Origin of the sequence: Vibrio sp. 10N.222.46.A1, assembly GCF_041473595.1 — a bacterium.
Taxonomy (GTDB): domain Bacteria; phylum Pseudomonadota; class Gammaproteobacteria; order Enterobacterales; family Vibrionaceae; genus Vibrio; species Vibrio tasmaniensis_A.
Genome location: NZ_JBFRSN010000388.1, coordinates 1 through 8,846, shown reverse-complemented (window position 1 = coordinate 8,846; position 8,846 = coordinate 1). Strand labels below are relative to the sequence as shown.

The 8,846-nt window shown below is 44.7% G+C and carries 11 protein-coding genes and 1 pseudogene; 8 read left to right on the top strand and 4 right to left on the bottom strand.

Translation table 11 applies throughout. The features are described from left to right. From AB4496_RS12340 to AB4496_RS12325, 4 genes and pseudogenes are all read left to right on the top strand, one after another. Nucleotides 1-330 (top strand): annotated as a pseudogene (locus AB4496_RS12340) (branched-chain amino acid ABC transporter permease); the annotation flags it as partial. A gap of 2 nt (nt 331-332) precedes the next feature. Then, entirely contained in the window at nt 333-662 is a 330-nt protein-coding gene (locus tag AB4496_RS12335) for an AzlD domain-containing protein (protein ID WP_009847233.1), read from the top strand. Nucleotides 663-718: 56 nt separating this feature from the next. Then, the gene (locus AB4496_RS12330; protein ID WP_102249511.1) at nt 719-1,024 is read left to right on the top strand and encodes an NIPSNAP family protein; all 306 of its coding nucleotides are present in this window, start codon (nt 719-721) and stop codon (nt 1,022-1,024) included. A gap of 81 nt (nt 1,025-1,105) precedes the next feature. Then, nucleotides 1,106-1,879: a viroplasmin family protein gene (locus AB4496_RS12325; protein WP_102257801.1), complete on the top strand. Its 774-nt coding sequence runs from the start codon at nt 1,106-1,108 to the stop codon at nt 1,877-1,879. Nucleotides 1,880-2,075: 196 nt separating this feature from the next. Here the strand turns inward: AB4496_RS12325 and AB4496_RS12320 are convergent, their stop codons facing one another. Next, nucleotides 2,076-3,224: a glycosyltransferase family 4 protein gene (locus tag AB4496_RS12320; protein ID WP_102257802.1), complete on the bottom strand. Its 1,149-nt coding sequence runs from the start codon at nt 3,222-3,224 to the stop codon at nt 2,076-2,078. 315 nt (nt 3,225-3,539) lie between these two features. Here AB4496_RS12320 and AB4496_RS12315 point away from each other — a divergent pair, with 315 nt between their 5' ends. The 4 genes from AB4496_RS12315 to AB4496_RS12300 all read left to right on the top strand — a co-directional run bounded on the left by AB4496_RS12315 (nt 3,540) and on the right by AB4496_RS12300 (nt 7,099). Then, nucleotides 3,540-4,466, top strand: a complete 927-nt coding sequence (locus AB4496_RS12315; protein ID WP_102257803.1) for a glycosyltransferase — start codon at nt 3,540-3,542, stop codon at nt 4,464-4,466. Between the two features lie 15 nt (nt 4,467-4,481). Beyond that, nucleotides 4,482-5,918, top strand: a complete 1,437-nt coding sequence (locus tag AB4496_RS12310; RefSeq protein ID WP_102257804.1) for a lipopolysaccharide biosynthesis protein — start codon at nt 4,482-4,484, stop codon at nt 5,916-5,918. A gap of 115 nt (nt 5,919-6,033) precedes the next feature. Then, entirely contained in the window at nt 6,034-6,387 is a 354-nt protein-coding gene (locus AB4496_RS12305) for a hypothetical protein (protein ID WP_102257805.1), read from the top strand. Between the two features lie 97 nt (nt 6,388-6,484). Further along, entirely contained in the window at nt 6,485-7,099 is a 615-nt protein-coding gene (locus AB4496_RS12300) for a LysE family translocator (protein WP_009847225.1), read from the top strand. 113 nt (nt 7,100-7,212) lie between these two features. Here AB4496_RS12300 and AB4496_RS12295 read toward each other — a convergent pair whose 3' ends face one another. The 3 genes from AB4496_RS12295 to AB4496_RS12285 form a co-directional block, all read right to left on the bottom strand. Beyond that, on the bottom strand, nt 7,213-7,680 hold the full coding sequence (locus AB4496_RS12295; protein WP_009847224.1) for a DUF3429 domain-containing protein: 468 nt from the start codon (nt 7,678-7,680) through the stop codon (nt 7,213-7,215). Beyond that, the gene (locus AB4496_RS12290) at nt 7,677-8,222 is read right to left on the bottom strand and encodes a glutathione peroxidase (RefSeq protein ID WP_009847223.1); all 546 of its coding nucleotides are present in this window, start codon (nt 8,220-8,222) and stop codon (nt 7,677-7,679) included. The genes AB4496_RS12295 and AB4496_RS12290 overlap by 4 nt, the downstream gene beginning before the upstream one ends. Nucleotides 8,223-8,319: 97 nt before the next feature. Beyond that, a partial coding sequence (locus tag AB4496_RS12285) for an AarF/UbiB family protein (RefSeq protein WP_372131053.1) occupies nt 8,320-8,846 on the bottom strand: 527 nt, incomplete at its 5' end.

Genomic DNA, 8,846 nt, shown 5'->3' with positions numbered 1-8,846 from the left:
GCTGCAGGTGTCGGTGGTGGTTTTTACCTCGTTTGGAACATCGCGAGCTTCGTTGGCATTGTCGCGGGAAGCCAAATTCCTTCGCTTAATGAAATTGGGCTCGACTTTGCGGTCGCAGCAACCTTTATCGCCTTGGTGTTCCCATTAATCCGAACTCTACCCGTCGTTGTGTGTGTGGTGGTTTCACTGGTCACTTCGGTTGCCATGTCGGTTAACAATATTGAGGGCGGGCTAATGATTGCAGCGATCGCTGGTATGTTAGCGGGCTTTTTCAGCGAATCGTTCCAAGAGCGAAACAACGGTAACAAGACAATCGTGGAGGGGAAATAGAGATGATTTGGTTAACGATATTACTTATGACGGCGATTGTTTTCTTTAGTCGGTATTTGTTTCTTGAGCCTGCAATCCCGCTTCGACTCAATCAAACCGCAAGGCGCCTATTGCGTTATTCAAGCCCTGCGGTACTGACTGCGATTTGGGGGCCAATTGTATTTGCACCAGAACAAACATTTTGGCCAAGCCTTGAAAACCCATACTTGATAGGCGCGGTGGTCACAGGTCTGTTGATTTGGAAAACAGGCAATGTGCTGCTAACGATTGGCGTCAGTATGGGCGTGTTTTTGTTCTATAACCTCGTTGCGGTTGATTACCTTTTTTCTTGAGCTTCAACGTCAACTTCGGCTTTGTGTTTCTCCTATTATTTAAGGGCTGAATAACTATGATTACTTGTTATGTTCGATATGTAATTGATCCTAAAAAGGTAAGTGAGTTTGAGGCATACGCAAAAATGTGGATTCCTCTGGTCGCTAAATTCGGAGGTCAACACAACGGTTATTTCTTACCGTCGGAAGGGGCGAACAATATTGCATTGGCGTTGTTTACCTTTGAAAGTTTGACTGCCTACGAAGAATATCGGGTTAAGTCGCTGAGCGATGCTGAGTGCATTAAAGCGTTTGAATTTGCAGACGAAGTTGATTGCATCGTGAGTTATGAACGCAGCTTTTTTAGACCTGTTTTAGAGTGATAGACCTTGCAACGTATAGCTTGGTGGCATCTAATGTACTGATTCACTATTTGTGTGTTTAGGTTTTGGTAAGGAGTTAGTTTGGCTAAGAAGTATTATGTGGTTTGGAAAGGTCGTACACCGGGTATTTTTACTACTTGGAATGAGTGTAAGTCGCAAGTTGATGGTTTTGCTGGTGCGAGATATAAATCGTTTCCAACACTAGGCGAGGCCGAGTCTGCTTTCGGTGGTAAAACGTCGTCTGTGTCAGGTTCTTCGGCTACAAAGCCAAGCTCTGCGGGGAAGGCGACGAAAGCTAAGGTGCCGCCTCTTTCGGAGCAGCAAATCACAGATATGCCTTTTGATATCAAGATCTTTACCGATGGTGCTTGTGAACCAAATCCTGGTGAAGCAGGGACGGGGTTAGCGGTCTACCAAAACAACCAGTTAACAGAATTGTGGTATGGCTTGTATCAGCCTGTTGGTACCAACAATACCGCCGAGTTACATGGGCTTAAGCAAGCGTTTGTTCTCGCGAAAGAGAAGTTAAACGCAGGCCTCTCTGTTGCGATTTATTGTGACTCTAAGTACTCGATAGATTGTATTACTAAGTGGGCAACGGGTTGGGAGAAAAAGGGCTGGACCAAGTCGGGCGGCGAGATCAAAAACCTCGATATTATTAAGCCTGCGTATGCTCTCTACCAAGAACTGGCTTCAAAAATCACCATCTACCATGTGAACGGTCACGTTGGTATTGAAGGTAACGAATTGGCCGATAGAATGTCGATTGTGGCTATTTCATCGAAAGAGCAGGAGCTAGCTCAATATCGTGACATCGAAGATCTTGAGTCTATTTTGGCACTTCGAGCCGGCTAGCTAGGCTTCTTAATGAAAAGCTAATAAAAGTTACTGAAAGCATAAGTTGCCATCATTAGGCTGTGCTAAGTTGAGCGTTACATTTCAAATCAATGTAGCGCTCTTCTGTTTTTGTGGTGCTCAGTTGTTTTGATGTGCTTAGTAGCTCGTATGGTGCTTAGCCGTTCTTGCGATGCTCAGCCGTCTGAGCTATTCCTTATTGAGCTGGGTTCTCTATCCAACGAGATAATTGCTGAGCTTGTTTGATCGAATTAAAACTGTCTTTCACTCTCTCACGTGCCTTTAAACCCATCGATGTTTTATCGTTACTGCTCAGCTGCGCGAAACGCTCAATCGCTTCTCTTAATTCTTCCACGTTTTTTTCGCTAACCACAAAACCTGTCTCTGGTGAGACGATCTCTTTGCATCCCATGATGTTGGTGGTAATGACGGGTGTTCCCACGGCCATCGCTTCTTTTAAAACCAGTGGCCCTGTATCCACACACCCGGTTTCGGAAAAACAGAAGGGCGCGATTAGGCTGTCATAGTTCGATAGTTTCTCTTTCACCCACTCGTGAGGTTTCGCGCCAAGAAAGGTCACGTTTCGAGCAAGTCCTTTTTCTTTGACCTGCAATTTTAATTGTTGCTCTAAATCGCCAGTACCGATGATATCGAGATGAATGTCGAGAGGTTCGGCAATCGGTGCCAATGCATCAATAAGATGGTGGATACCTTTTTGCTCCACTAATCGACCAAGAAAAACAAAGCGAAGTTGCTTCGTTTCGGTTTTGGGGGTGAGTTGGAATTGTTTGGTATTCACTCCGCAGTGCAGGAGCTTAATGTTTCCCTTAGCCATGGTGTTGAAATCAGTGAGCATGTCTTTGCACACTGCGACCACAAAATCACTCGACGAAATCTTCTGTTCAATATCATAAGCGAACTCGTAAACATCATGACCGTGAGCAACGAACGAGCAGGTGATGTTCAGTAGCTTTGCCGCGACGATGGCGTGAGCTGTAGTGTGCTGACAGAAATGCGCATGAACGTGTTCGACGTCGTTCTCGGCGAGTTGTAGCGCCAGTTTGAATCCATAAGCGAACAGTGATTTTTTGGGCATGCTGGTTTGCTTAGAAATAAATGAGATAGCCTTGATGAAACCTATCCAATTAATGCAGGCGACTTTACCCATCCGAACATTATTGCCTATTTCGACAATGTCGTAGTCGAACTGTTTTTCGCTGTTTTCAATTTCGAACGTCATTACACAAACATCGTGCCCACACGCTTTCACAGAGTCGACTTCTGTTTGAATGAAGGTCTCACTGAGTACAGGGTAGGTTGGTGCCACAAATGCTACTTTCTTCATTCCTTACTCCTCAAATCCATATGACTAAAGCTATCAAGCCAAGGTAATAACCAATAAAGCAAAATACGAACCAAGATAAAATCGTAGTTTTGGAGGGCTTTTCGATGGTTTTCCGAAGGTTATCCCCCAAGAAGTCGCTCATTTTCTCAAATTGATAATCAAATTGGAGTTTTGACGCTCATGTCTGATCACCCTGTTCGTCATTTTGAGAGTGTCTGCGTAGGCGACTGATCTAAAAGTGATTTCATAGCAAGGCACTCTCGGCATAGAACATGCAACGTCAGCCATATAACGTATAAATCTGAGGGCGTCATTATGGCTAAAGTAAGTGTTGTTATTCCTACCTACAATTGTTTGGATTACCTGCCGAAGGCAATTGGCAGCGTACTGAAGCAGACTCATCAAGATGTTGAGCTCATTGTCATTGACGATAACAGCAACGATGGAACGTCGACGTATCTCGCTTCGATAGAAGATGAACGCATTATTACCTTATCCACATTGGGTGTCGGGGCGCCTCAAGCGAGAAACCTAGGGATTGAAAAAGCGACCGGAGAATACATCGCTTTTTTAGACGCAGACGACTTCTGGTTTCCTGAAAAACTCGAACGCCAACTCGAATTTCATCAACGATACCCAGATCTCGCGATGAGCTTTACTAACTACGAACACCTTACTGAAGATTACCAAGTGATAGTCGACTGCTTTAGTTACTGGTCGCAGTTTCAAGACCAAGGTGAAGCGTTTATCAATATAGAAAACCCGTTGGAGTTCATCATTGAAAACAATGTTATTGGAACGTCAACGGTGATGGTGAAAGCGGATGTGTTTTCTCAAACAGACAGCTTTAATCCTGATATAAAATATGCAGAAGATTGGGAACTGTGGCTTCGAATGAGTGAAAATCATCAGATTGGTGTGTTGAATTCTGTGCAGGTTGGCTACTTGATGAGAGCGAGTTCTGTTACCCAAACTGAAAGTCTTAAACTGACAAATTTGCAGTCTATCGAAACCATTCTTCAACGTTACCAAAATGACAGTCAGCGATGGAACCTACCGACGTCCAGTTTCAAAATTGCAAAGGCAAGAATATTAGAAGGTTACGCCGACTATTACAGAGGCTTACAACAAAACCGACTGGCCATCTCATACAGTATTCGTTCGTTAGTTTTGGCTCCTCAAAAAAGAACTTTACGACACCTTCTTGGGGACTGTAAAAGTTTCCTAATGCCTGCATTGTAGGAATAGGTGACTCCAATGGGTTCATTAAAACAGTCGGCCTATTACGCCATTGGTATCGTGATGATGAAAGGGATCTCGCTCGTGATGATCCCCTATATCACCCATAAGATGACGTTGGCAGAATACGGTTCTTTAGAAGCCATCGTCTTGTTGGCTGACATCGGGACAATCCTATTTAGCTTTGGGATTGTTGAGGCAATGTACCGTTATGTGGGCGTCGCTGAGGGTGAAGAAAAGAGAAAGCTGGCCTCTAACTGTTTCACGTTGAGTGTCTTGGTCTGTGTGTTAGGCGGTTCTTTAATTGCTCTTAGTATGCCGTTGTTGTTATTGATGCTGCCCGTCGAGTTTCAGCCCTATCAAATATTACTTCTTCTGATACCGACCATGTTAGATGGTGCGATTTCTATCCCGTTAACACTGATGCGAATGAATGCGTTAGCTAAGCGCTTTTGCATGCTCAATGTATTGAAGGCAACGGTGCAAGCTGCAATGACCTTCGTGTTGCTTGAAGCGGGTTATGGCATTGATGGTGTTCTGATCTCTTCCGCTGTTTCTAGTGTGTTGCTGGTGCTGTGTTTGCTTCGTTATCAATGGCAAGAGATGGGTACATTTGGCAGCCTCAAATACTCCGCTAAGATCCTAAAGTTTGGATTGCCCACGTTAGTCGGTGGTGCTTCGATGTATATGATTACAGGGTTAGACCGCTGGGTGATGGCGAGCTTTGTTGGCGTTGAAGAACTGGCGATTTACGCGGTCAGTGGTAAGTTTGCGTTGCTTCTTGGCTTACTACTGCAGCCTTATGCTTTGTGGTGGTTTCCAAATCGGGTGGCCATGCTACAACAGCCTGGCGGTAAAAAATTCTGTGCGGATAGAGCGCTAGTCGGCGTGAATCTGGCCATAGTGTTGGGTTGTTTGATGATCCTTACGGTGCCTGGTTTTATTGCTTTGATTCTGCCCAGCAGTTATCAGTATGCAGGTACTATTGTTGTCGCACTCTTGGCGATTGGTGTGATTAAGAATGCAGGGGATTACCTCAACCTTGGTTGTTTCAGCGGTGACTCAAGCCAATCGCAAATGTGGATACAAGGCGGGTGTGCGATTGTAGCAACCATTGGCTATCTTGTTGTAACACCGATTTATGGCGTGTGGGGCGTGGTGGTGGTGCTTTGTGGTACTTATGCCGTGAGGCTGTCACTGCTTTATATTGTGAGCCAAAAGATGGAGTACTTGCCTTACGATCATCGTAAATGGATGGCTGCGGTGAGTATCGCCATACTTGCGATTACCAGTGACAGGCTTCTTGGTTGGGCGCTGGTTGATGTTCATGACTTTGTTTTAGGCAGTTTTGTGGCAATAGTGACGTTAGTCGTCTTTGTTCGATACTCTGTTATTCCTGTTCCACAAGTGTTGCTCGATAAGCTCACGTTAGGCAAACATTCCCACGTAAGTTGAACCGATTTCACCCAGAGCGCGGGTATTCTGATAAGCGTCTAGGGAAATATGAATTAATGATAATAAAACACTGTTCATAATTATTTTAATTAGATAGTATTTATAAATCTAGTGAATGCTAACTATGGAAAGATATATGAATAAGTGGATGCTGCTCCTCTCTCTGTTTTCAGCTGCCTCATACAGTGATTCTCATTTTACAACCGAGAGTGTTGATACTCCCGACTTCAATTCATCGGGTTTCAAGCCGCCTGAGGTTTCTCGACAGGAACAAAACAATATCGTTTGTGAAAGTGTCGTTTGTAATTCAATCTCGCGATCGCAGCCCGTTCCTGAAGTGGGCGAAGTACCGGATCGAGAGCCGAATAAAACATTAGAAACGATAGCGAGTGCGATTTTCATCGCGGGCGAAATTGGTATTGCAGACAATTTGATTGAACCAGACGAAGAGCATTATATTGTCGAGTAATGATTAATTAAAATGGCGGCATGTGAAGCTGAAATACAGAGCTTTCTGCATTCGTTCATTGATTAAATATTTACGAAGTTTTTAACAAGGACGAAAAATGGAAATCTGGAAGTTAATGCTATTCATCCCCGCTTGTTTCGCGCTCAACATGACACCGGGCCCAAACAATTTGTTATCAATGAACAACGCCCGTTGTTACGGATTTCAGGCCGCCTTTGTCCCTGGTCTAGGAAGAATCCTTGCTTTTTCCGGCATGATTGCTTTGGCTGCATCTGGTTTAGCGGTTGTGCTTTATACTTCTGAAACGCTGTTTTTCCTGATCAAATTATTTGGTGCAATGTATCTGTTGTGGATCGCGTTTAACCTATGGCGATCTCAAGCCAGCCCGGTCGCGGATATCGAGCGAAATAAGAACTGGTTTGGTCTTGTTAAACAAGAGTTCGCACTCGCTGCGGGCAATCCAAAAGCGATACTCATTTTCACTGCATTCCTTCCTCAATTTGTCGATGTTTCTGCGAACGTAAATACTCAATTCTTTGTTTTGGGAAGTACGTTTCTTGTATTAGAAATGCTCGCAATTTCTATCTATGCAGCCTTTGGCTTATATCTACGACATTGGTTTTCAAAACCTCAGATGGCCAAGCGTTTCAATAAAGCATGTTCTGTGTTTCTTGCCTTGTCTGGTGCGAATTTATTGGTGAGTCGTCAGTAGGAATTGACTGGTTTGTGAGTTGTATTTGTCGATGGTTTTGGTGCCATTAAAGAAGAGAGTGCCTATCTAGAGCCCGCATCTTGATGCCGGTTTAAATATGGGCGTACGCACGCCTAGGTCAACATCACGATACCGTGCATTAATACGACACTAGAGGTCAGTCGGGTTCGCATATCAAAGTAGCCGTCGGGGCCTTCACTTTGATTCTCTTCTCTCATTGACCTTTCCGCTCGCCAAACCGCAATGTAGCCTAAGATCAGAATCAGAGTGGTGAGGAACTCTTGTTGCTCACCGAGTAGCACCGCTAGCCACGCTGCCAACACAATAACATTGCTAAGAATCAGAGCCTTGTTGCTGGATTGGCTTTCGAAGTTCTCTATCCCATTGCCCCACAAGATGCCCGACAAAAAGCTCAAGATAACCACGCTGTAGGTGATGAAGAGTGTTTCGCCGCTCAAGCTAAAGAATTGCCTGTCGGTGAGTGATAACAGTAGGCCGAATAAAAAGGGGATTAAACCCATATAACCGAGCTTGGCCATGGTGTTGCGTGTTTGAGTTGTCTCCATGTAATCTAACCTCATAACTGCTGCTCTATTGCATTTTTGAGGGTGCTACTGGTTGGCGATGTAGAACTCGGGAAGGTTGCTATCACTTTGCCTTCTTTGCTGACCAAGAACTTGTAGAAATTCCATTTCGGTTTGATACCGGCTTGTTGTTGGATTTCGGCAAAGACTGGATTTGCGTTTGGCCCAGAGAGTGACGCGCGCGCCATCATTGGAAAGGTGACGCCATAATCTAGGTAGCAGATTTTTGCGGATTGCTTCTCGCTTCCTCTGTCTTGGCGAAAATCATTACTTGGGAAACCAACAACCGTGAACCCTTCATCTTTATACGTTTGGTGAAGCTGCTCTAGTTGCTCGAACTGAGGCGTGAAACCGCATTGGCTTGCCGTATTCACGATTAATAAAGTCTTACCTTGGAACTCTTCACACAGCTCAATTTCTTCGTTTGAATTTAGCAGCCTTTGTTTGCCGTTGAGTATCTCAGGGCAGCTTGCTGAAAATGCGAATGAACTTGTTAGGCTTGCGATTAGGGCGGTGGAGCACAGCAGTGAATGTTTCATAAGTCTGACTCATTTTAGTTGGCGTAACTGTTATTACTGTTCAGCGACTTGAAATGATCACTTTGCTAATCATTAACCGTCACTATTTAAGAACTAATCAAGTGTCATCGCTGATGAGATATGGAGCGACCAAACGACTTATGTTCACCCTTGCTCCAAGGCGAGATGCCAGTAGGTACATGCCTCCAATCTTTCGGTGGAGGAATAGAGCGTCTGCTGGTGGCGTATGCCAATACTCTTGCTCCATGCTGAGTATGGTTCCCGCTTCACGAAGCCTTTGTGCTAAACCACTGGCTTTGAAGTTGTAATCTTCGTCGACAAGCATGGGCTCACACGCCATAGTCACTAAGTTAAGAATGGCTTGGCGCTGATCGGGCAGTATGACTTCGCTAAAGAATCCAATCTGTTCGAGTGCTTGATTGAGCCCTGATTCGTCTTTATTAACAACAGAAGTAAAGGCCAAACGATAGCCATCACTGAAGCGGTCGCTGTATTCACGGGTGGCACCGAAATCCAATAAGCCAATCTGTCGTGTTTGTTCTACATACAAGTAATTGGCGAAGTTGGGGTCGGTCTGCACCATCCTAAAATCGAACAATTCCCTGAACATGAGTTCGAGCAAGC

What these genes read in the sequence shown, in the direction of transcription:
- AB4496_RS12335 (WP_009847233.1), top strand. Translation starts at nt 333, where the DNA reads ATGATTTGGTTAACGATATTACTTATGACGGCGATTGTTTTCTTTAGT.
- AB4496_RS12330 (WP_102249511.1), top strand. Translation starts at nt 719, where the DNA reads ATGATTACTTGTTATGTTCGATATGTAATTGATCCTAAAAAGGTAAGT.
- AB4496_RS12320 (WP_102257802.1), bottom strand. Translation starts at nt 3,224, where the DNA reads ATGAAGAAAGTAGCATTTGTGGCACCAACCTACCCTGTACTCAGTGAG.
- AB4496_RS12315 (WP_102257803.1), top strand. Translation starts at nt 3,540, where the DNA reads ATGGCTAAAGTAAGTGTTGTTATTCCTACCTACAATTGTTTGGATTAC.
- AB4496_RS12310 (WP_102257804.1), top strand. Translation starts at nt 4,482, where the DNA reads ATGGGTTCATTAAAACAGTCGGCCTATTACGCCATTGGTATCGTGATG.
- AB4496_RS12305 (WP_102257805.1), top strand. Translation starts at nt 6,034, where the DNA reads ATGCTAACTATGGAAAGATATATGAATAAGTGGATGCTGCTCCTCTCT.
- AB4496_RS12300 (WP_009847225.1), top strand. Translation starts at nt 6,485, where the DNA reads ATGGAAATCTGGAAGTTAATGCTATTCATCCCCGCTTGTTTCGCGCTC.
- AB4496_RS12295 (WP_009847224.1), bottom strand. Translation starts at nt 7,680, where the DNA reads ATGAGGTTAGATTACATGGAGACAACTCAAACACGCAACACCATGGCC.
- AB4496_RS12290 (WP_009847223.1), bottom strand. Translation starts at nt 8,222, where the DNA reads ATGAAACATTCACTGCTGTGCTCCACCGCCCTAATCGCAAGCCTAACA.